The sequence below is a fragment of the Alistipes sp. An31A genome, from assembly GCF_002159425.1.
Taxonomy (GTDB): Bacteria; Bacteroidota; Bacteroidia; order Bacteroidales; family Rikenellaceae; genus Alistipes; species Alistipes excrementigallinarum.
The window spans coordinates 26,149-47,543 of the sequence record NZ_NFIO01000006.1 but is presented as its reverse complement, the minus strand read 5'-3'; the positions used below and the strand labels follow the sequence as shown (position 1 = coordinate 47,543).

15 protein-coding genes are annotated in these 21,395 nt (G+C 65.0%); 5 read left to right on the top strand and 10 right to left on the bottom strand.

Annotated elements, in window-relative coordinates; genetic code table 11:
* Positions 1-741 precede the first annotated feature (741 nt).
* Entirely contained in the window at positions 742-2,349 is a 1,608-nt protein-coding gene (gene pckA, locus B5F90_RS06790) for a phosphoenolpyruvate carboxykinase (ATP) (RefSeq protein ID WP_087362047.1), read from the top strand.
* A gap of 419 nt (positions 2,350-2,768) precedes the next feature.
* Here the strand turns inward: pckA and B5F90_RS06785 are convergent, their stop codons facing one another.
* The 4 genes from B5F90_RS06785 to nadB form a co-directional block, all read right to left on the bottom strand.
* Complete coding sequence (locus tag B5F90_RS06785) at positions 2,769-4,310, bottom strand: LTA synthase family protein (protein ID WP_162607764.1); 1,542 nt, start codon at positions 4,308-4,310, stop codon at positions 2,769-2,771.
* On the bottom strand, positions 4,289-4,894 hold the full coding sequence (locus tag B5F90_RS10985) for a hypothetical protein (protein ID WP_162607763.1): 606 nt from the start codon (positions 4,892-4,894) through the stop codon (positions 4,289-4,291). The genes B5F90_RS06785 and B5F90_RS10985 overlap by 22 nt, the downstream gene beginning before the upstream one ends.
* 86 nt (positions 4,895-4,980) lie before the next feature.
* Positions 4,981-6,564, bottom strand: coding sequence for a peptide chain release factor 3 (locus B5F90_RS06780; protein WP_087362045.1), 1,584 nt, complete (start codon positions 6,562-6,564; stop codon positions 4,981-4,983).
* Between the two features lie 443 nt (positions 6,565-7,007).
* Positions 7,008-8,564, bottom strand: a complete 1,557-nt coding sequence (gene nadB, locus B5F90_RS06775) for an L-aspartate oxidase (RefSeq protein ID WP_087362044.1) — start codon at positions 8,562-8,564, stop codon at positions 7,008-7,010.
* A 198-nt stretch (positions 8,565-8,762) separates the two neighbouring features.
* On the opposite strand from nadB, the gene B5F90_RS06770 reads away from it, so the two are divergent.
* The 3 genes from B5F90_RS06770 (at position 8,763) to B5F90_RS06760 (ending at position 13,628) form a co-directional block, all read left to right on the top strand.
* Positions 8,763-9,971 carry an S-adenosylmethionine:tRNA ribosyltransferase-isomerase gene (locus B5F90_RS06770; RefSeq protein ID WP_087362043.1) on the top strand — a complete coding sequence of 403 codons (1,209 nt, stop codon included), beginning with the start codon at positions 8,763-8,765 and terminating at the stop codon, positions 9,969-9,971.
* A gap of 184 nt (positions 9,972-10,155) precedes the next feature.
* Positions 10,156-10,731, top strand: a complete 576-nt coding sequence (locus B5F90_RS06765) for an AraC family transcriptional regulator (RefSeq protein ID WP_087362042.1) — start codon at positions 10,156-10,158, stop codon at positions 10,729-10,731.
* A gap of 188 nt (positions 10,732-10,919) precedes the next feature.
* The gene (locus B5F90_RS06760) at positions 10,920-13,628 is read left to right on the top strand and encodes a heavy metal translocating P-type ATPase (RefSeq protein ID WP_087362041.1); all 2,709 of its coding nucleotides are present in this window, start codon (positions 10,920-10,922) and stop codon (positions 13,626-13,628) included.
* Between the two features lie 355 nt (positions 13,629-13,983).
* On the opposite strand, the gene B5F90_RS06755 is transcribed toward B5F90_RS06760, so the two are convergent.
* Complete coding sequence (locus tag B5F90_RS06755) at positions 13,984-15,201, bottom strand: sodium:proton antiporter (RefSeq protein WP_087362040.1); 1,218 nt, start codon at positions 15,199-15,201, stop codon at positions 13,984-13,986.
* A gap of 217 nt (positions 15,202-15,418) precedes the next feature.
* Here B5F90_RS06755 and eno point away from each other — a divergent pair, with 217 nt between their 5' ends.
* Positions 15,419-16,708, top strand: a complete 1,290-nt coding sequence (gene eno, locus B5F90_RS06750) for a phosphopyruvate hydratase (RefSeq protein WP_087362039.1) — start codon at positions 15,419-15,421, stop codon at positions 16,706-16,708.
* Here the strand turns inward: eno and B5F90_RS06745 are convergent.
* The 5 genes from B5F90_RS06745 to B5F90_RS06720 all read right to left on the bottom strand — a co-directional run bounded on the left by B5F90_RS06745 (position 16,693) and on the right by B5F90_RS06720 (position 21,394).
* Entirely contained in the window at positions 16,693-16,986 is a 294-nt protein-coding gene (locus B5F90_RS06745; protein WP_087362038.1) for a hypothetical protein, read from the bottom strand. The two genes, eno and B5F90_RS06745, sit on opposite strands and share 16 nt — an antisense overlap.
* Positions 16,987-17,404: 418 nt before the next feature.
* Positions 17,405-17,962, bottom strand: coding sequence for a ribosome recycling factor (gene frr / locus B5F90_RS06740; protein ID WP_087362037.1), 558 nt, complete (start codon positions 17,960-17,962; stop codon positions 17,405-17,407).
* Between the two features lie 45 nt (positions 17,963-18,007).
* The gene (locus tag B5F90_RS06735; protein WP_087362036.1) at positions 18,008-18,622 is read right to left on the bottom strand and encodes a TlpA disulfide reductase family protein; all 615 of its coding nucleotides are present in this window, start codon (positions 18,620-18,622) and stop codon (positions 18,008-18,010) included.
* Positions 18,623-19,267: 645 nt separating this feature from the next.
* On the bottom strand, positions 19,268-19,975 hold the full coding sequence (pyrH, locus tag B5F90_RS06725) for a UMP kinase (RefSeq protein ID WP_087362034.1): 708 nt from the start codon (positions 19,973-19,975) through the stop codon (positions 19,268-19,270).
* Between the two features lie 63 nt (positions 19,976-20,038).
* A complete protein-coding gene (locus tag B5F90_RS06720; RefSeq protein WP_143256120.1) occupies positions 20,039-21,394 on the bottom strand; it encodes a hypothetical protein in 1,356 nt (451 codons plus the stop codon).
* Position 21,395: the final 1 nt, after the last annotated feature.

Sequence of the window (21,395 nt, the reverse complement as noted above, 5' to 3'; positions counted from 1 at the left end):
TTCTCGGACTTTGTCCGTTTCCCGCCACCCGCTCCGCCACCTGCTCCGCCGCCCGTCTTGCCGCTTATCCCGCCGCTCGTTCCGCCGTTCGTTTTGCGCTCGCCTTCGCTTCGGTCAATTCTTCTGCCGCCTGTCCGGCACCGCCTCGCCCGTTGCGTCCGGCCTTGTTGTCCCATCAGCTCTTCCGCGGCCTGCTGCCCCGCACCTTCCGGACCCTTCCTAATCTGCTCTGTCCCCCGCCTGCTCGGTGCCCGTCCTCTCTTCCCTCTTCGCTACGTTCCGTCCCGTTCCCCCTTCCGCCTCCGCTGCGTCCGCCCCCTTCTCTCTGCTTGCCGCCGCCGCCCGTCCGGCCCGCCTCTTTCCCGCGCCCGACGACGTTCCTCCCGTGTTGCTGCGCAAACCTCTGCGCACTCCCCGGTGTCCCCCTTTTACGCGTTCCGGCACCCCTTCCCCGCCCCGTTGTGCGCGCTCCGTTCGGCCGCGGCGCCCCGTAACGTCTTTTCGGCCGAAAAATTGCCCGATAGTCCGGGAAAAAATGCAAAAAATCACACTTCCCGCTTTGTCACGATTTTTGATTGTTATTTTTTTCACATTCCTAAAAGTTTTTATACCTTTGTGCCGTCGAACTCCGTGCTGCGGGCCGCTGCCCGCCGGGGCGCGGGGCGACGACCGGGCCCGGCGCCGCAATGCGCTGACGACCACCGGACAAAGGATTTGAGGTTTTATTAAATAAGTTTAGTTATGGACAAAATGGATTTGAAGAAGTACGGGATTACCGGTGTGACGGAAATCGTGTACAATCCCTCCTACGACGAGCTGTTCCGTGAGGAGACGAAGAAGGGCCTTCGCGGCTACGAGAAGGGTCAGCTGACCGACATGGGCGCCGTGAACGTGATGACGGGTGTCTATACCGGCCGTTCGCCCAAGGACAAGTTCTTCGTAATGGACGAGACCACCAAGGATACCATCTGGTGGACTTCCGACGAGTATAAGAACGACAACAAGCCCGTAACGAAGGCTGCCTGGAAGGAGCTCAAGAAGATTGCCTCGAAGGAGCTCTCGGGCAAGAAGCTCTACGTGGTTGATACCTTCTGCGGTGCCAACGAGAACACGCGCCTGAAGATTCGCTTCATCATGGAGGTTGCCTGGCAGGCACACTTCGTGAAGAACATGTTCATCCGTCCGACGGACGCCGAGCTGGAGAAGTACGGCGAGCCCGACTTCGTGGTACTCAACGCCTCGAAGGCCAAGGTGAAGAACTTCAAGAAGCTGGGTCTGAACTCGGAGACGGCCGTTGTCTTCAACCTCACCGAGAAGATGCAGGTGATTATCAACACCTGGTACGGCGGCGAGATGAAGAAGGGTATGTTCTCCTACATGAACTACCTGCTGCCGCTCAAGGGCATCGCTTCGATGCACTGCTCGGCCAACACCAACGAGAAGGGCGAGACGGCCATCTTCTTCGGTCTGTCGGGTACCGGCAAGACCACGCTTTCGACCGACCCGAAGCGTCAGCTCATCGGTGACGACGAGCACGGATGGGACGACGACGGCGTATTCAACTTCGAGGGCGGCTGCTATGCCAAGGTCATCAACCTCTCGAAGGAGAACGAGCCCGACATCTGGAACGCCATCCGCCGCAACGCCCTGCTGGAGAACGTTACGGTTGACAAGAAGGGCGCCATCGACTTCGCCGACAAGTCGGTAACGGAGAACACCCGCGTATCGTACCCGATTTTCCACATCGAGAACATCGTAAAGCCGGTATCGAAGGCTCCCGCTGCCAAGAAGGTCATCTTCCTCTCGGCCGACGCCTTCGGCGTACTGCCCCCGGTTTCGATTCTGACCCCCGAGCAGACGAAGTACTACTTCTTGTCGGGCTTCACGGCCAAGCTGGCCGGTACGGAGCGCGGCATCACCGAGCCGACGCCGACCTTCTCGGCATGCTTCGGTGCCGCATTCCTCTCGCTGCACCCCACCAAGTACGGTCAGGAGCTGGTAAAGCGCATGCAGCAGTCGGGTGCCACGGCATACCTCGTGAACACGGGCTGGAACGGTACGGGCAAGCGTATCTCGATTAAGGATACGCGTGGCATCATCGACGCCATCCTCGACGGCTCGATTGACAAGGCTCCGACCAAGCAGCTGCCGATTTTCAACTTCACGATTCCGACCGAGCTGCCGGGTGTTGATTCGGCTATTCTCGACCCGCGCGACACCTACAAGGATGCTGCCGAGTGGAATACGAAGGCCGTTGACCTGGCCAACCGCTTCGTGAAGAACTTCACCAAGTTCACCGGCAACGAAGAGGGCAAGTCGCTGGTTGCAGCCGGCCCGAAGGTTGACTAAGCAGAGCGGTTGCATCCCGCAAGGGGTGTGATTCGATAGAGAGATTCCCGGAGCGATAAGCTCCGGGAATTTTTTTGTCCCCGTGTACGGCGGAGAGAGGGGTGAGAGGGGGGGGAGAGGACGGCCGCGGGCTCCGGAGGGGGCGGGGACGAAGGCCTCTGGAAGGGGCAACTGCGGTCCCGGAAGGTGGCGGGACGGAGGCCTCTGGAAGGGGCGGCTGCGGTTCCCGGATGGGGCGGCTGCGGTTCCGGATGGGGCGGGGACGGAGGCCGTGGAAGGAACGGCGGCGTCTCTTGGAGGGTGCGGGGTGAGGCTTACGGATGGAGAGAAACGACGGTGCGTGTCGGAAAGGCCGGGTGTGGCTGCGGAGGCGTCCGGACCCTGGCGGCAGCGAAAACGGGGCGGCCCGCCGCAGGCGGCTACTCTCGCCCCGTGTGGCGGAAGTAGTCGCTGCGGATGATTCGGTCGGAGAGGCTCCAGGCCTGCCTCAGGTGTTGTTCCGTCGTGCTGTCAACGGCCGCCCCCACCCGTTCGAGACGCGGGTCGACGGCCGCCCGCGGCGCATCGGCGCGCAGCAGGCTGCGTCCCAGCCCGTGCCAGTGGTAGTCGTCGAGCCCCAGCAGGTCGAGCAGCGTGGGGTAGATGTCGATTTGCCCCACCGTGTCGGTGCAGCGCATCGCTGCGGGGGCGTTGACCACGATGAGCGGCGTGAAGCGCCCCTCGCTGACCAGTCCCCGTCCCGCCGCACTGGAGGCCAGGGCCGGGCGCTCCGAGGCGAGCCCCTCGTGGTCTCCCGTGATGACAATCATCGCATCGGAGAGACGCGGATTGCGCCGCAGCGCCGCGATGAACTCCCCGAGGGCGTGGTCGACGTAGTTGACCGCCGTGAGGTAGTCGCGCAGCCGCCGGGGCATCTCCTGCCGCAGGCGGATGCGGTGCAGCTCCTCGGGGATGACGAAGGGGTGGTGGCTCGAGTAGGTGACGAACTGCAGGTAGCAGGCCCCCGCCGTGTCGGGCAGCATCTGTGGCTCGGCGAGCTTCTCGAGGCACTGGTCGAAGAAGGCCCCGTCGCAGAGCCTCCGCCGGGAGCCCGTTCCGGTGGTCCGGTCGTTGCGGAAGTGCTTGTGCGAGAGGAGCGAATCGAAGCCGAACTCGCGGGCGACAATCATCTGGTTCCAGACAATCTCCTTGTCGGGGGTGAAGAGCAGGGCGCGGGCGCCGGGGTGGCGCTGCCGGAAGGCCTTGACCAGCGAGGGGTAGGCCGTATGGGGGCACCGGGCGCTCCAGCAGCCGTTCTCGAGGGGGAGCAGGCCGGCCGTGACGAGCAGCTGTGCGTCGATGGAGCGGCCCCCCTTGACCTGCGTCACCACCTGCGGGGCGTAGAGCGTTCGCTCCTCGTGCAGCAGCCGGTTGAGGCAGGGGGTGAGCTCCTGCCCCTCGACGCTCCGCTCGAGCACCCAGCTCTCGAGCGACTCGACAAAGATGACCACCACCCGGCGCCGGTCGCCCGGGAGTGTTTTCGGCCGAGTGGCGGGGTGTGCGCTGGGGCGTGTGGCGAGAGGTGCGGGGGAATGGGCATCGGGGCCTATGCTGGAGTCTGTGCCGGGCTGCGCGGCGGAATGGGGTTTGAGGCCTGTGTCGGGATGCGCGGCGTGCGGTGCGTCAGCGAGCGCACCGGTGCGCAGCGCATCGGCCTCTTCGCCATCGCTGTCGGTCGACAGCGCGTCGGCCGTGCTGTGTCCTCTGCCGGTCGCCTCTTCGCCTGCCGCGCTGCCTCCGCCTGCCGACAGTTCCTCTGCGGCCTCTTCAGCATCGGCCGCCGGGCGCCCGGCGGCGAGCCAGCGTTCGACCTCCCCGGCCAGCTCGGGGGTGAACTCCACCCGCTCGCGCAGCGCCTCGTAGAGCAGCGTGCCGAAGAGCGAGTAGGTGGTCGTCGCGCTCAGCTGCCTGTGGACGAGCATCGCCTCGTAGCTGCGGCGGAAGCCCCCTTGCCGACCAGGAGCGCCGCCGTGAGCAGCGAGCTCAGCAGCAGGGCGTTGGCGTAGCGCACAAGCCCCCGCCGCGGGAGCCGCGGCTGCGGCATCCGGCGCGCGGCGAGGAGCGCCGCGGCGGTCGAGAGCGGGAAGAGCAGGTCGGGCCACCGCAGCGACTCGGTGACGCTTGCGGTGAAGTCCCTGAGGTTGCCCGCCAGTGCGTAGGATTCGAGCGGAATGGCGGTGTAGTAGGTGCGGAAATAGAGCAGATTGGCCACCAGAAAGAGGTCCGTGGCCAGCGCGACGACCGCCTCGACCCAGCGGGGCGCCCGCAGCACGAGCGGCAGGGTGAGCAGCAGCGCAAGGATGCTCTTGCTCAGGTAGGCAATCGGATAGGAGAACGACGAGAAGGTGGTGTCGAGACACCACAGCAGGTCGAACAGAAGGAACTTGAGGAAGAAGAGCAGGCAGAAGAGCTGGATGAGCCGGTTGCGGCTCATCTCCTGCGCGGTCTTCTCTTCGGCCCTTTTGCGGCGGGCGGTTTCCTGCGGAGAGAATCGGTTGTTCTTCATGGGGACAACGATGCTTTCCGGGCAGGGGGTGGTACTCCGGAGTTTTGTTAGGTGCGGTTAAGGGTGAATCGGGGTTCCGGGGACGGTCAGAACTCCGACGTAAAGTGGAAACGGATATCCTTGAAGTTCTCCTGGGCGAGCGCCAGCGCATAGCTCGTGTCGGCCAGGAAGACGTCGCGGCCGTGCTTGTCGACAGCCATGTTGGTATGCTTGCGGCGCTTGAAGTCGGCCAGCTGCTCGGCGTTGTCGCTCTCAATCCAGCACGCCTTGTAGATGGAAATCGGCTCCCAGCGGCACGAGGCGTTGTATTCGTGCTCGAGGCGGTACTGAATCACCTCGAACTGCAGGGCGCCCACCGTGCCGATGATTTTGCGGCCGTTGAGCGACGAGGTGAAGAGCTGCGCCACGCCCTCGTCCATCAGCTGGTCGATGCCCTTGGCCAGCTGCTTGAACTTCATCGGGTCGGCATTCTCGATGTAGCGGAACTGCTCGGGAGCGAAGGAGGGGATGCCCGTGAACTTGAGCTTCTCGCCCTCGGTGAAGGTGTCGCCGATTTTGAAGTTGCCCGTATCGTGCAGACCCACGATGTCGCCCGGGTAGGCGACGTCGATGACCGACTTCTTCTCGGCCATGAAGGCCGTCGGCGACGAGAACTTGAGCTGCTTGCCGCTGCGCACGTGGAGGTAGTTCTTGTTGCGCTCGAAGATGCCCGAACAGATTTTCAGGAAGGCGATTCGGTCGCGGTGGTTGGGGTCCATGTTGGCGTGAATCTTGAAGACGAAGCCCGTCATCCGCGGCTCCGAGGGCTCGACCATGCGCGTCTGGGTCGGGGCCGGACGGGGCGAGGGGGCGATGCGGATGAAGCACTCGAGCAGCTCGCGCACGCCGAAGTTGTTGACCGCCGAGCCGAAGAAGACGGGCGCCAGCTCGCCGCGCAGGTAGGCCTCGCGGTCGAACGGGTCGTAGACCCCCTCGACGAGCTCGACATCCGAGCGCAGCTGGTCGGCATACTGCTTCCCCACGCGGGCGTCGAGCTCCGCGGAGTTCAGGTCCGAGATTTCGACCGTCGAGGCGTCGGCCGTCAGCTTCTCGTCGGAGGTGAAGAGCGAGAGGTGCTTCTCGTAGAGGTTGTAGACCCCCTTGAAGGTGGGGCCGTTGGAGATGGGGAAGGCCAGCGGCCGGACGCGGATGTGGAGCTCCTTCTCCACCTCGTCGAGCAGGTCGAAGGGCTCCTTCGAGGGGCGGTCGAGCTTGTTGACGAAGACGATGACCGGCGTCGAGCGCATGCGGCAGACCTCCATCAGCTTGCGCGTCTGGGCCTCGACGCCCTTGGCGCCGTCGATGACGATGATGACCGAGTCGACGGCCGTCAGCGTGCGGTAGGTATCCTCGGCGAAGTCCTCGTGGCCCGGCGTGTCGAGGATGTTGATTTTGCACCCCTCGTACTCGAAGCCCATCACCGAGGTGGCCACCGAGATGCCGCGCTGGCGCTCGATTTCCATGAAGTCCGAGGTGGCTCCCTTCTTGATTTTGTTGCTCTTGACGGCTCCCGCCACATGGATGGCGCCGCCGAAGAGGAGCAGTTTCTCCGTAAGGGTCGTTTTACCCGCGTCGGGGTGTGCGATGACGGCGAAGGTGCGCCGGCGTGTAATCTCTTCCTGTAAGGTCATGCGTTCGTTGTCGTGTCGTTGTTGTGGCGGCGCTGTCGTCTCTCGCCGCACCGTTGTTGCCGCTTTCCGGGTCTCCCGGTTCTCTCCCGGTCGTCTTCCGGTCCGGTTTTCCGGCTCTCTTTCCGGCCATTTCCCGGCCGTCTTGGGGGCAAACCTCCCGGCCGTCTCCGGCTATCTTTTCCGGTTCCTCCGGTTTCTCTGGTCCTTCTCAGTCCTTCCCGGTCCTTCCCGGTCTTCCCGGTTCTCCTTCCTCCGGTCCGATTTCCCGGCCGGATGCTCGCCCCTCCCTCTCCTCACGGATGGTCCGGCGGGAAGGCTCCGGACCCGCAACGTATTGCCCGGGAAGCGGCTCCCGGGCAATGCGCTCACCGCCCCCGAGGGGCGGTGAGAAGGGCTCTTCATACCGCCGCTGCCGCGCCTGCGGAGCGTACAGCCCCCGGGCCTCAGGCCTTCGGGTAGTCCATGTTGTAGTGGCAGCCCACCGACTCCTTGATCTCGCGGCCCTGCTTGATGACCAGGTAGGCCACGGCAATCATGTTGCGCAGCTCGCACAGCTCGCGGTTGGGCTTCGTCTTGTTGTAGAGCTCCTCGGTCTCCTCGTAGAGAATCTCGAGCCGGCGCATGGCGCGCTTGAGCGAGAGGTTCGAGCGTACGATGCCCACGTAGTTGGACATAATCTGCTGCACCTCGCGCTTCGACTGGATGAGCATGAGCATCTCCTCGGTGTGCTGCGTCCCCTCGAAGTCCCAGTCGGGAATTCCCTCCTGAAAGTCGGTGTGCTCGAGCTGCTCCGAGGCGTGGCGGGCGGCCTGGTCGGCGTAGACCAGCGCCTCGATGAGCGAGTTGGAGGCCAGACGGTTCGCACCGTGCAGCCCCGTGCATGAGGTCTCGCCCAGCGCGTAGAGCCGCTTGATGGAGGTCTCGCCGTTGGTGTCGACCTTCACGCCGCCGCAGCAGTAGTGCGCCGCCGGGGTGACGGGAATCCACTGGCGCGTGATATCGATGCCAATCGAAAGGCACTTCTCGTAGATGTTGGGGAAGTGGCTCTTGACCGATTCGGGGTCTTTGTGCGTCACGTCGAGGTAGACGAAGTCCTCGCCCCGCTTGGTCATCTCGCGGTAGATGGCGCGGGCCGTCACGTCACGCGGCGCGAGCGACTTCATGGGGTGGTACTTGTCCATGAACTCCTCGCCGTTCTGCAGCCGCAGGATGGCGCCGAAGCCGCGCATGGCCTCCGTGATGAGGAAGTTGGGCTTCTCGCCGGGGTGGTAGAGCGTCGTGGGGTGGAACTGGATGAACTCCATGTTCTCGGTGATGGCCTTGGCGCGGTGGCACATGGCGATGCCGTCGCCCGTCGCCACGACGGGGTTCGAGGTCGAGGAGTAGATGTTGCCGCAGCCGCCCGTCGCCACGACGGTCACCTTGGCAAGCATGGTTTCGATTTCGTTCGTGTCGAGGTTGAGCACGTAGGCGCCGAAGCAGGCCAGGCCGCGCGTGTGGCGGGTGACGAACTCGCCCAGATGGTGCTGCGTCAGCAGGTCGATGGCGAAGTGGTGCTCCAGTACGGTGATGTTGGGGTGGCGGCGCACCTCCTCGATGAGGGCGCGCTCGATTTCGGCACCCGTGAGGTCCTCGTGGTGGAGGATGCGGTGCTCGGAGTGTCCGCCCTCGCGGTTGAGTTCAAAGCGGCCGTCGGGGGTCTTGTCGAAGCGCGTGCCCCAGGCGATGAGGTCGGCGATGAGCTCGGGGGCGCGGCGAACGACCAGCTCGACCGCTTTCCGGTCGCATTTGCCGGCGCCGCAGACGAGCGTGTCCTCGATGTGCTTCTCGAAGGTGTCGGGAGCGTAGGTCACCGAGCAGATACCGCCCTGTGCGTAGTTGGTGTTGCATTCGTTCATTTCGCCTTTGGTCACGAGGGTGACGTGCCCGTGGGAGGCGGCCTTCAGCGCGAAGCAGAGACCTGCCGCGCCGGAACCGATAACCAGAAAGTCGGTTTTCATAAGTTTTCAGAGCATTAAAGCGCTGCAAAGTTACAAAAAATATCGGGAATGCCCTCCATCCGGTCGTCGAATCGTGTGCGGCGGGGCGCTTTGTCCCCCTTTTGCGGGGCCGGAGCACCCTCCGATGTCCCTCTTTTGTATCTCTTTCACCATCTTTTGTGTATCTTTGCCCCCGAATCCGAGAGAAACACGACCGCCATGGAACGACATATCGACATCAACCGCTACGACTACGACCTGCCCGAGGAGCGCATCGCCAAGTTCCCGCTTGCCGAGCGCAGCGCCTCGAAGCTGCTGGTCTACCGTCACGGCGAGATTTCGGAGCGCCGCTTCGCCGATATCGGCGAGGTGCTCCCCGCCGGGCAGCTGCTGGTCTTCAACAATACGAAGGTCATCCGCGCCCGCATCATCATGCACAAGCCCTCGGGGGCCCGCATTGAGGTCTTCTGCCTCGAGCCCTGCGAGCCGGCCGACTACGAGCGCGCCTTCGCCGTGAAGGGGAGCTGCGAGTGGTCGTGCATCGTGGGCAACCTCAAGAAGTGGAAGGAGGGGTACGTCGAAATCAACTTCGACCACGAGGGCCGCGCCGAGTACCTGCGCGCCTGGCGCGTGGGAGAGGGGGGCCGCGAGCAGCGGGTGCGCTTCGAGTGGTCGGCCGACATGACCTTCGGACAGCTGCTCGAGACGCTGGGCCGCATCCCCATACCGCCCTACCTGAACCGCGAGAGCGAGGAGATTGACAACACGCGCTACCAGACCGTCTACTCGAAGTTCGAGGGGTCGGTGGCCGCCCCCACCGCCGGGCTGCACTTTACGGAGGAGCTCATCGGGCGGATGAAGGCCCGGGGCTTCGAGTTCGAGGAGGTGACGCTCCACGTCGGGGCGGGGACCTTCCTGCCGGTCAAGGACGACGATGCGGCGCGTCACCCGATGCATACCGAGCACTTCGAGGTGCGGCGGACGACCGTCGTCCGGCTGCTCGACCGCTGGGGCGACATCACCGCCGTGGGGACCACCTCGGTGCGGACGCTCGAGTCGCTGCCGGCCCTGGCGTGGCGCATCCGCTGCGGAGGGGAGCCCGATGCCGACCGGGTCATCGGGCAGTGGGAGCTCTACGACATCCCCGCCTCCTTCACGGGGCGCGAGGCGCTCGAGACGCTGCTCGGGTGGATGGATGCCCGGGGCGTCGACCGCATCAAGGCGGCCACCCGGATTATGATTACGCCGCTCGACTACCACTTCCGGATTGTGAGCCGCATGGTCACCAACTTCCACCAGCCCAAGTCGACGCTGCTGCTGCTCGTCTCGGCCTTCGTGGGCGACGACTGGCGGCGGATTTACGACTACGCCCTGAAGCACGACTTCCGCTTCCTGAGCTACGGCGACTCGTCGCTGCTCATGCCGTAGGGCGAGGCGGCCTCATCCCGGGTAGGCGCAGCTGGCAGCCCCTTCCGGAGCCGGCAGTCCCGGTGCGGTGAGACGGCTCCGGTGTGGTGCGGCCCCATTCCGGCGGGTACAGCCGGTGCGGTGTGGCGAAAAAACGTATCTTTGCACGGAGGGCCGCCTCTCTGGCAGGCGGCGCCACGAAACGATGGACGAAACGCATATCCTTTCTATCAAGAACATGGTCTGCGACCGCTGCGTGATGGTGGTCACCCGGCTGCTCGAGCGGCTGGGGCTGCACCCCGTGCGCGTGGAGCTGGGCGAGGCCGAGCTGGCCGAACCGCTGCCAGCCGCCCGGCGCGACGAGGTGCGCAGGGCGCTGGAAGAGTGCGGCTTCGAGCTTCTCGACGACCCGCGCGAGCGGCTGGTCGAGCAAATCCGCACGGCCGTCATCGAACTGGTCCACTACGACGCCTCGGCCGCCCGCGTCAACCTCTCGGACTACCTCGCCCGCCGCTGCCATGCCGACTACAGCCTGCTGAGCAAGCACTTCACCGAGGCGTGCGGCACCACCATCGAGCGTTACTGCATTGCCCAGAAAATCGAACGGGTCAAGGAGCTGCTCTCCGAGGGGGAGCTCACCGTGGGTGAAATCGCCGACCTGCTCCACTACTCGAGCGTAGCCCATCTGAGCGCGCAGTTCCGCCGCGAAACGGGCCTCACGCCAAGCGCCTTCCGCCGCCTCGGCACCCACCCCCGCCTGCCGCTCGACAAGGTGAAGTGACGCCTGTCCGCCCCTCCGATTTTCCCCGGCCTTTCCGCCCCTCTTCCCCTCTTCCACTCTTTCCCTCTCTTTTCGCCCTTCCACTTCGGCGCCCTTTTCCGGCCGGATATAAATCTTATCCATGATTCTGTAACGAGTCAACGCCGCCAGTTACCTATCTTTGCCGGCGTATGAAACAACGTGCATCCATGAATTCGTCAAAAAACCGCACCGTCGATGCGGTCTTCCCCGTTTCGGGCATGAGCTGTGCGGCCTGCGCCGCACGGGTGGGGCAGGTGCTCCGCCGTCAGGAGGGGGTCGCCGAGGCCTCGGTCAACTATGCCGCCTCAACGGCCGGCGTCCGCTACGACCCGGCGCTCTGCACCCCCGAGACCTTGCGCCGCGTGGTGCAGGAGGCGGGCTACGACCTGCTTCTCTCCAGCGAGGGCGAGGCGTTCGACGCCGCCGAGCGCGAACGCGAAGCCGAATACCGTGCGCTGCGCCGCCGTGCCGTGTGGGCCCTCTCTCTGGCGGTGCCCGTGGCGGTCGTCGGAATGGTCTGGGGAGGACAGCCGTGGGCCGGTTACCTGCTGTGGCTGCTCTCGACACCGGTGGTCTTCGTGCTGGGCGGCGGCTTCTTCCGCCGCGCCTGGCGCCAGCTCCGCCACGGCGCCGCCAACATGGACACGCTCGTGGCGGCCAGCACCGGAGTGGCCTACCTCTTCAGCATCTTCAACCTTCTCTTCCCCCGCTTCTGGCTCGAACGGGGGGTCCAGCCGCACCTCTATTTCGAGTCCGCTAGCGTCGTGGTGGCCTTCATCCTGTTGGGGCGGATGCTCGAGATGAGGGCCCGCCGGAGCGCCTCGGATGCCGTGCGCAAGCTGAGCGGACTGCAGCCCGCAACGGTGCGCGTCGAGCGGCCGGACGGGGTGGAGCTCATCCCCCTGGCGGCGCTGCAGCCGGGCGACGTGGTCGAGGTGCGTGCGGGCGAGCGGCTGGCGGCCGACGGCCGGGTCATCTCCGGCGGGTCGCACGTCGACGAGAGCCTGCTCACGGGCGAACCGCTTCCCAGTGCCAAACATCCGGGCGACCGCGTCTTTGCCGGCACGGTCAACGGCAGCGGCAGCTTCCGCTTCGAGGTGACGCGGCGCGGCGATGCGACGCTGCTGGCCCACATCGTCCGTGCGGTGCGCGAGGCGCAGGGGAGCCGCTCGCCGGTCGAGCAACTGGTCGACCGCGTCGCCCGCGTCTTCGTGCCGGTCATCTTCGCCGTGGCGCTCCTCTCCTTTGCCGCATGGTGGCTCCTGGCCCCCGAGGAGGGCTTCTCGCACGGGGTGCTGGCGGCGGTGACGGTGCTGGTGATTGCCTGCCCCTGCGCCCTGGGGCTGGCCACGCCGACGGCCGTGATGGTGGGTGTCGGCAAGGGGGCCGAGGCGGGCATTCTGGTGCGCGACGCCGAGAGCCTCGAGACGGCCGGACGCATTGACACGGTGGTGCTCGACAAGACGGGAACCCTCACCGAGGGGCATCCCGAGGTGAGCGACGCCCTTTGGGCCGAACTGCCGGCCGATGAGGAGGAGCGCCTGCGCGACGTGCTCAGCGCCCTCACGCTCCGCTCGGAGCATCCGCTCTCGGAGGCGGTGGCCCGTTCGCTGGGCGAGCGGCAGCGCCTCGAGGTGGAGCACTTCGAGACGCAGGCCGGCCGCGGCGTTGCGGGAAGCGTTGCGGGGAGCCGCTATCGGGTCGGCAGCGAGGCGATGCTGCGCGAGGCGGGCATCGAGCCCGACGAGGCGATGCTCCGCCGGGCCGGGTCGTGGAGCCGCGAGGCGAAGAGTCTGGTGTGGTTCGCCGACGAGCGGCGTGCGCTGGCGCTGCTGGCCGTCACCGACCGCGTGCGGCCCGGTTCGCGCCGGGCGGTGGAGCGGCTGCGGCGGCGGGGCGTCGAGGTGTGGATGCTCACGGGCGACCGTTCGGATGCCGCCCGTGCCGTGGCCCGCGCCGTCGGCATCGAGCGGGTCGAGGCGGGGGTGCTGCCCGACCGTAAGTGCGACTTCGTGCGGCAGCTGCAGGCCGCCGGGCACCGCGTGGCGATGGTCGGCGACGGCATCAACGACAGCGCCGCACTGGCGGCCGCCGACCTCAGCGTGGCGATGGGCAGCGGCAGCGACATTGCGATGGATGCGGCGATGGTGACCGTGCTGACCCCCGACCTGGGCAAGGTCGACGAGCTGATGACCCTCTCGCAGCGGACGCGGCGCACCATCCGCGAGAACCTCTTCTGGGCCTTCATCTACAACCTGACGGCGGTCCCCATTGCGGCCGGCGTGCTCTACCCCTGCTGCGGATTCCTGCTCGACCCGATGATTGGCGGCGCGGCGATGGCGCTGAGCAGCGTCAGCGTGGTGACCAACAGCCTCCGGCTGCGCCGCGGCTCGCTCTCCCCGGCGGATGAGCCGGCCGAAGAGCCTGTCGAAGAGGAGCGCCCGACTGCGGAGATGTCTGCGGAGAGGGAATGTCCGGTTCAGGCCGGGAAGGAGCGTCCGGCGGAGCCTGCTGCGGCAGTCTGCCCGGTGGAGCCCTCTACGGCCCGGGCGCAGGAGTGCACGGCGCGTAAAGAGCCCTCCGGGCAGGCCCCGGCCGAGGGTGCCTCTTCGGAGCGGACGATTGACACGGAGTCAACAAACAATCAAAACAGGAATATTATGGAAAAAGAGATGAAATTCAAGGTCGAAGGGATGATGTGCAACCACTGCCGGACGCATGTCGAGCAGGCGCTCAACTCCATCGAGGGCGTTCAGGCCAGCGTGACGCTGGAGCCGCCCGTGGCGACGGTGCGCTGCGCCGAGGTCATCACGGCTGAGCAGCTGCAGCGTGTGGTTGCGGAGCGTGCCGGCGACTACCGCCTTACGGCGCTCTGAGAACGGCGCCCCGGCCCCGGCGCGTCGCTCCGAGCAGGTTGCGCCGGGGCGGTGCTCTGAACAGGTCGCGCCGGCTGCGGCATCCCGAAGAAGAACCCCCGGGCGTGCCGCATGCCGCATCTTGGCGGCCGTGCGTATCCCGCACTCCGAGGGAAAAGCCCCGGACTTCGAGGAAAAAGCCCCGGACCCGCAGCAGGGTCCGGGGCTTTTTATGCCTATGTTGGAGGAAGCCGGTCGGTCGGGAACGTTGCCCTGCCCGAGGCGGGGGCGGCGAGGCCGCATCGATGAAGGTCGGTTGTACCGGTCGGCAAGTCCGTACCGGCAGGTCGGTCGGGCGCGGGCGGTAGAGCTGGGCTCAGGCGGCCGTTTCGGAGCCCGCTGCGGGGCCTTCCTCGGGTGCGGCCGAGCGCAGCGCCAGCCGCTTGACCCAGACGACGAATCCGCCCGTGAGGATGAGGTTCAGCACGAGCGTCAGCGCCGAGATAATCAGCGCCGGGCCGCCCAGATTGTAGCCCAGGGCGATGAAGATGACGCCGGCTCCCACCTCGCCGCGGGTGAACATGCCAATCGAGAGGGCCAGACGCTCGCTCTTGCGTCGGTCGCGGTAGAAGAACATCGGCACGAGCTTGCCCAGGTTCGAGAGCGCCGAGACGGCCACCACGTGGAGCAGCATGATGCCCCACGGCATGACGGGCTGCGAACCGGTGACCGAGTGGCCTCCGGCGAGGCTCTCGACCGGATGGGGCGCCCCGGTGACCAGCGGCATGCTCAGCCCGACGAGGAACATGAAGAGGAACGAGACGCCGGTCGAGGCGCGCTGCTCGGCGGGGGTGTCGATGTGGCGGTGGCGCATGACCATGCCCGTCACGAAGGCCGGCAGCAGCACCTCGATGTGGATGCTGTGCTCGGGGCCGTAGAGGTGCTTGGTCACCAGATAGACCATCTGCGTGGCGGCGAAGACCACCACGGCGTAACCCAGCACGGCCTTCCAGTCCTGCCGCACGTCGTAGTGCCCGAGCCGCCGCCAGCCGAAGGTGAGCAGCACGATGACCACCAGCAGCACGGCGAAGAGCTGCCAGCGCATCCCTATCATCATAATCTGCAGCGGTATCATCAGCAGGATGGTGTCCAGGTCGTCGAAGATGGCCAGCACCTGAATCTTGCGGTAAATCCAGCTCGACTTGAGGCTCAGCGCCGCCAGCATCGTGAAGAGGATGCCGGCCGAGGTGGGGGCCGCAAAGCGGCTCAGCAGCAGGTTCTCCTTCCACGCCTCGGGCGAGCTCCAGAGGTCGGAGGGGAGCAGCACGAAGACGTAGTAGAGGGCGATGAGCAGCCACGGCAGCGCGGCGGTGGCCATGGCGATGAAGTAGTCGGCCGTATAGCTCTTCCAGCGCGACTTGTCGATTTCGAACTCACGTCCGACGTTTATCATGATGAAGGCCAGACAGATGTAGAGCAGCGTGTCGGAGCCGGTCTTGAAGGCGGCGTAGCCCTCGCCGAGCACTCCGGGGAGCAGCTGCGAGGCGACGAGTCCCAGCATCAGAAGCAGGGAAAAGGAGAGAACTTTGCGCATGGGCGGGATGCCTGAGGCGTTTTTTTAAGGGTTTGCGGGTTGATGTTGGGGAACAAAGATAGAAATTTGCGGCGAATTGCCAAATTTGCGGCCCGCTTTGTGTGAAAAAATAACGGAGAGGAAATACTCTTTTCCCGATAATTTTGTACCTTTGCGGTGCAAATCGCACGAAACCGATTGGAAATTAAGTTATTCAAACCATAAAATTATTACGACTATGCAGATTGTAGAGATTCACGCAAGGGAAATCCTCGACTCGCGAGGCAATCCGACCGTTGAGGTCGAAGTTCGTACCGTATCCGGCGCCTTCGGTCGCGCAGCTGTTCCGAGCGGCGCATCGACGGGTGAGAACGAGGCCCTCGAGCTCCGTGACGGCGACAAGAGCCGCTATCTGGGCAAGGGCGTACAGAAGGCCGTGCAGAATGTCAACGACGTAATCGCCCCCGCCATCATCGGCATGAACGTTTCCGACCAGGTCGGCATCGACAAGGCGATGATTGCCCTCGACGGCACGAAGACCAAGTCGAACCTCGGCGCCAACGCCATCCTGGGCGTTTCGCTGGCCGTGGCCCGCGCTGCTGCCGACTACTTCGGCATGCCCCTCTACCGCTATATCGGTGGTGCCAACGCCAAGACGCTGCCCGTTCCGATGATGAACATCATCAACGGCGGTTCGCACTCGGATGCCCCCATCGCATTCCAGGAGTTCATGATTCGCCCCGTGGGCGCTCCCTCGCTCAAGGAGGGTCTGCGCATGGGCGCCGAGGTCTTCCACAACCTCAAGAAGGTGCTCCACGAGCGCGGTCTTTCGACGGCCGTAGGTGACGAGGGCGGCTTCGCTCCCGCACTGAACGGTACGGAGGATGCTCTGGATTCGATTATCAAGGCCATCGAGAAGGCCGGCTATGTTCCGGGCAAGGATGTCATGATTGGCATGGACTGCGCTTCGTCGGAGTTCTACAAGGACGGCATCTACGACTACACGGTATTCGAGGGCGAGAAGGGTGCAAAGCGCACTTCGAAGGAGCAGGTAGAGTACCTCAAGGGCCTGATTGCCAAGTACCCCATCGACTCGATTGAGGACGGTATGTCGGAGAACGACTGGGAAGGCTGGCAGATGCTGACGGCCGAAATCGGCGACAAGTGCCAGCTGGTGGGCGACGACCTCTTCGTAACGAACGTCGACTTCCTGAAGAAGGGTATCGAGATGGGCTGCGCCAACTCGATTCTCATCAAGGTAAACCAGATTGGTACGCTGACCGAGACGCTCGACGCCATCGAGATGGCACACCGCGCCGGCTACACGTCGGTAACCTCGCACCGTTCGGGTGAGACCGAGGACTCGACGATTGCCGACATCGCCGTGGCTACCAACTCGGGCCAGATTAAGACCGGCTCGATGTCGCGTTCGGACCGTATGGCCAAGTACAACCAGCTGCTCCGTATCGAGGAGGAGCTCGGCGACGAGGCTATCTACGGCTACAAGAAGATTTACCGCAACAAGTAATTCCGATACGCAAGGCTCTGCTGAGAGCCGCAGGCGGAGGTGCACCCGACGGTGCGCCTCCGTTTTTTTATGCCTCCGCCCGCTTCCCGGCTTCCCCGCTTTCCGGCTTCCTGCTTCTCAGCTTTTCTGCTTTCCTGCTTTCTGGCTTCCTTCCCCCTTTTCTCCTTCCCCTCCTTCCCCTCCGTCCCCTCCGTCCCTCCTTCTCCTCTGTTTGCGGCCTTTGCCGGAGCCTCCGGTTTTCTGTCCGCTTTGGATGGAATGGCGTGGGAGAGGTCCATGCCCGGATGCCGTTTGGCCTCTGCCTGCCGTTTTTTGGGGGGGTGGCTTCGCGGATACCCCGGGTTCCGCCCGCTTTCGGATGGAGGGTGCGGGAAGGGAAGCTCCGCCGGGCCCTTGATGTGGGCTGCGGCGCGGGTCCGCTTGTCGGCCGGTCCGGGCCTTTGGTGCGAGCCGCGGCGTGGTGCCTATTGGCGGGTGGGGCCCAGACACGGAGACGGGACCGCTGGACATGAAAAAAGCACCGTCCCCATTGTGAGGGGCGGTGCTTTCATTTTGCGTTTTGTTGGCTGGGACGGGCGGTCTTTCGACAACGAGTCGAAGCCTTTCCGGCAGCAGTCGGCTGCCACAGGCTCTCTTCGGCTGCGGCGACCTTATGCCCGATACCCCGTCGGGAGCTTGCCTCGGGAAGGGCCTGACTCAGACGGTCATAATTTCCTTCTCCTTGCGCTCCAGAACGCCGTCGAGCTGCTTGGTGAACTTCTCGAGCAGCTTCTGCGTCTGCGTCTCGCCATCCTTCGACTCATCCTCGGGCATGCCCTCCTTCTGAGCCTTCTTGAAGGCCTCCACCGCGTCGCGGCGGGCGTTGCGCAGGCTGATGCGGGCCGTCTCGGCCTCACCGCGCACCTGCTTGACCAGCTCCTTGCGCCGGTCCTCGGTCAGCGGCGGAATCGTCAGGCGAATCTGCTCGCCGTTGTTCGAGGGGGTGAGTCCGATGTTCGAGTCGAGAATCGCCTTCTCAATCACGCGCAGCATCTTCTTGTCCCACGGCTGGATGAGAATCGTCTTCGCGTCGGGAACCGTGACGCTCGCGGCGCCCGATACGGGTACCTGCGAACCGAAGTAGTCCACCATCACTCCGTTGAGCACCGTGGGCGACGCCTTGCCGGCGCGTACGTTGATGAGCTCCTCCTCCAGATGGTCGATGGCCTTCTGCATGCGTGCGGAGGCTTCGTTGAGAATCGTTTTGGTATCCATGTTTTTATGCGTTTGTTGTATTGTTGTTCGTAGTGTGTTGCGCCGTCAGTTGCCGAGCGTCTGTTCAATCTTGGCCAGCAGGGCATCGAACTCCTGCTCCTCGTAGCCCACGCTCAGGGCGACAATCCGGCCGTCGCGGTCGATGAGGAAGTTGCGCGGGATGTAGTTCTCGGCGTAGAGGTCGTAGACCTGCTGGTCGGGGTCGAGTCCCATGGCGAAGGTGTAGCCCGTCTTGCGGCGGAAGGTCTCGACGGCCGAGCGCTCCTCGCCCCGCGATACAGGCAGGAAGACGAAGTCGCGGCCGGCAAAGCGGTCGATGACGTCGTGCTGTACCCGCTTCAGCTCCTTGCGGCAGGGCGGGCACCACGTGGCCCAGAAGTTGAGCAGCACGACCTTGCCGCGCAGCGACGAGAGGGTGGTGCGGCTGCCGTCGAACATCTCGACGGTGAAGTCGGGAGCCATGTCGCCCACCTGGACGCGCGTCGCCTCGACGGGCATCTCCTCCTCCGTCGCGGCGGCCGTTTCGGTGGTCACCCCCTCGGCGGCCGTACTCTTTTCGCCGCCATCGGGCAGCAGATAGACCAGGGCGCCCACGACGACGAGCAGTACGAGCAGGAGCCACAGCGTGTTGTTGCTTCTCTTTTTGGTTCTTGTTGCCATATTCGTTTCTTGTCTGGTTGTCTGGTTCATTTTGGGCTCGGTTTCCGGCGGGTCGAGTGCCTTCCCTGCGGTTGGTCCATCCTCCGCTCCCTTCCGGCGGGTCGGCTGTTCCTTCCCTCCCCGGTGTCACGTGCCGGTTTCGGCATCCCTTATCCCCGGCGCCCCTTATTATTTCCTGCACCTCTTTATTCGCCGCCCTTATTCCCGGCGGCGGAGTGCTCCGTAGAGGAGCTCGCCAGCGCCCCAAAGGGCCAGCAGCGCAAAGAGCAGCGGCACCTCGCCGCGCAGCGTTCCGAGTACCGCCAGCGCCCCCGCGCCGCACAGCAGCCGGCCGACGGCCCATGCGTGGCGGCGCAGATAGCATACCTCCCGGCGGCCTCTGCCTCCTCTGCCCTCTTCGGCCTGCTCCCGGATGGCCCCGGGTTGCGCCTCCGCGTACCTTGCCCCGGGTTGCGCCTCCGCGTACCTTGCCCCGGGTTGTGCCTCCGCGTCCCTTGCAGCTGGTTCCGGCGTCATCGCATCGGGTCGTACCTCCGGCTCCCTTGCCCCGGGTTGCGTCTTCGCGTCCCTTACCTCGGGTTTCGACTCCGGGCCCCTGGGGGCGGGGTCGGTATCGCTCCGCTTCCGCATGGCGGCAGCGCGGCGTTATCGTCCGACGACGGTGCCGATGGGCTCTCCGGCAAGCACCTTGCCCAGATTGCCCGGCGTGTCCATGTCGAAGACGACGATGCCCAGCCCGTTCTCGCGGCAGAGCGTGAAGGCCGTCAGGTCCATCACCTTCAGCCGGCGGTCGAGCACCTCCTCGAACGAGATGCGGTCGAACTTCGTGGCCGTGGGGTCCTTCTCGGGGTCGGCCGTGTAGATGCCGTCCACGCGCGTCCCCTTGAGCAGCACGTCGGCCTCGATTTCGATGCCGCGCAGCGCCGCCGCCGAGTCGGTCGTAAAGTAGGGGTTCGACGTGCCGCCGCCGATGATGACCACCTCGCCCGCCTCGAGATACTCGATGGCCTTCGCCTTGGAGTAGTATTCGCCGATGGGCTCCATGCGAATCGAGGTGAGCACGCGCGCCTTGACGCCGTTGTCCTCGAGCGCCGACTGGAGTGCCAGCGAGTTGATGATGGTGGCCAGCATCCCCATCTGGTCGCCCTTGACGCGGTCGAAGCCGCGCTTGGCGCCGCTCAGCCCGCGGAAGATGTTGCCGCCGCCGATGACGATGCCGATTTGGAAGCCTTCGGCCGCAGCCGCCTTGATTTGCTCGGCGTAGGACTGGAGCTGTGCCGGGTCGAGCCCGTATTTCTGGGAACCCTGGAGCGATTCACCGCTCAGTTTCAGAAGAATTCGTCTGTATTTCATGCAAGATGACAGTTATCGTTTTGCGAAGATAGGAAATTTTTTCGGAAAAAATCGAGCGCCATTTCATTCATTTGAGGGGCCCGGACGGCTCCTGCGGCGGAGCCTGCGCCGCTCGACCCGGTGCAAGATGCTGAGCGGCAGAGCCATGAAGCCTCTGATGAGCCACAGCAGCAGAGCCGATATGGCGTAGATGAGCATTGCGGCGAGGGCCGAGAGTGCGAAGAAGAGCAGCGGAATGGCGATGAAGAATTCGGTCATGAGCAGCAGCCATCGTCCGAGGGTCCGTATGACGGGGACGTCGTGCCGTTCGTCGATGGCGGCCGCCAGCTGCGTCTCGAGGCTGCGGTACCAGAGCGCGTGGCTGTAGAAGCGGATGCGGCGGCGGATGTCGACCGAGAGGGCGACCTGTCCGAGGTTGTCGCTGAACCAGACCTCGCGGTTGTGGCGGAAGTAGTCGCGGAAGCGCCACCCTGCGAAGAGGAGCGTGTCCCGATGGGGGCGGTGGTAGAGCTCGATTCCGCTCTCGGCGAGGAAGGCGTCGATGAGCTTCGGGTCGCCGGCCAGGGGCTTTTCGAGGAGGGTCGTGTCGCCGTCGTGCGCCATTGCGTGCCGCTCGAAGAAGCGCTGTGCGGCCAGGCGGTTGGCCCGTTCGTGCCGTTCGATGATTGAGTCGTTGAGGTAGATGTCGTTGACGGCCAGATAGAGGGTCCCGCTTCGGGTCACGGGGCGGAATTCGCGTCCCTGGTCGGGGCTCAGCACCTGGACGCGCTCCGCAAAACCGGCGGCGGTGTGGTCCGAGCTGCAGGGCTCCGCGTCGGGGACAATCTGGTAGAGAATTGCGCCGAAGCAGGCTTCGGGGACGATGCACTCCTCGCTTCCGGCCACGACGGAGGGCTGCCGGCCCGTTCCGGCGCCTCCGCCCGGCTCCTCCCGCAGCGAGTCGGTGTCGACGAAGCGCTGCTCGTCCGCGGCGGAGGCGTCCAGCCAGGCGTAGGGCGGGCGTCGGTTTTCGCGTGCGGCCCGCACGAGCTGGGGCAGCGAGCTGTGGAAGGCGCCCGAGACCGAAATCTTGACGCGGTCGCCCTCGTTGAGGGTGATGCCGGTGTCGGCCCAGAGCTGCGAGGTGTTGAACAGATAGAGCGCCTGTTCGCACTGGCAGGCCTTGCGGGGCATGAGGGCCCCCGTGCGGCTCACCGCGATGTCGTTGCGGTAGAGCACCACGTCGTGGATGAGGAAGATGGCCAGCGAGACGAGGAAGATGAGGCAGCCGACGGCCAGTGCCAGCAGCGTGCAGAGACGGAGCTGCTCCCGGCGGCTCCGCTCGATGACGGCGTTGAGCAGGTCTTCCTCCTCGATGGAGAGGTCGCGCAGCCGTTTCCGCGGGGAAACCGCCTGCAATACTTCGCGCAGATGTTTCATG

Bases quoted from the DNA above. Each gene is read 5' to 3' on its own strand.
- pckA (WP_087362047.1), top strand. From the start codon at position 742: ATGGACAAAATGGATTTGAAGAAGTACGGGATTACCGGTGTGACGGAA.
- B5F90_RS06785 (WP_162607764.1), bottom strand. From the start codon at position 4,310: ATGCTCGTCCACAGGCAGCTGAGCGCGACGACCACCTACTCGCTCTTC.
- B5F90_RS10985 (WP_162607763.1), bottom strand. From the start codon at position 4,894: ATGAAGAACAACCGATTCTCTCCGCAGGAAACCGCCCGCCGCAAAAGG.
- B5F90_RS06780 (WP_087362045.1), bottom strand. From the start codon at position 6,564: ATGACCTTACAGGAAGAGATTACACGCCGGCGCACCTTCGCCGTCATC.
- nadB (WP_087362044.1), bottom strand. From the start codon at position 8,564: ATGAAAACCGACTTTCTGGTTATCGGTTCCGGCGCGGCAGGTCTCTGC.
- B5F90_RS06770 (WP_087362043.1), top strand. From the start codon at position 8,763: ATGGAACGACATATCGACATCAACCGCTACGACTACGACCTGCCCGAG.
- B5F90_RS06765 (WP_087362042.1), top strand. From the start codon at position 10,156: ATGGACGAAACGCATATCCTTTCTATCAAGAACATGGTCTGCGACCGC.
- B5F90_RS06760 (WP_087362041.1), top strand. From the start codon at position 10,920: ATGAATTCGTCAAAAAACCGCACCGTCGATGCGGTCTTCCCCGTTTCG.
- B5F90_RS06755 (WP_087362040.1), bottom strand. From the start codon at position 15,201: ATGCGCAAAGTTCTCTCCTTTTCCCTGCTTCTGATGCTGGGACTCGTC.
- eno (WP_087362039.1), top strand. From the start codon at position 15,419: ATGCAGATTGTAGAGATTCACGCAAGGGAAATCCTCGACTCGCGAGGC.
- B5F90_RS06745 (WP_087362038.1), bottom strand. From the start codon at position 16,986: ATGGACCTCTCCCACGCCATTCCATCCAAAGCGGACAGAAAACCGGAG.
- frr (WP_087362037.1), bottom strand. From the start codon at position 17,962: ATGGATACCAAAACGATTCTCAACGAAGCCTCCGCACGCATGCAGAAG.
- B5F90_RS06735 (WP_087362036.1), bottom strand. From the start codon at position 18,622: ATGGCAACAAGAACCAAAAAGAGAAGCAACAACACGCTGTGGCTCCTG.
- pyrH (WP_087362034.1), bottom strand. From the start codon at position 19,975: ATGAAATACAGACGAATTCTTCTGAAACTGAGCGGTGAATCGCTCCAG.
- B5F90_RS06720 (WP_143256120.1), bottom strand. From the start codon at position 21,394: ATGAAACATCTGCGCGAAGTATTGCAGGCGGTTTCCCCGCGGAAACGG.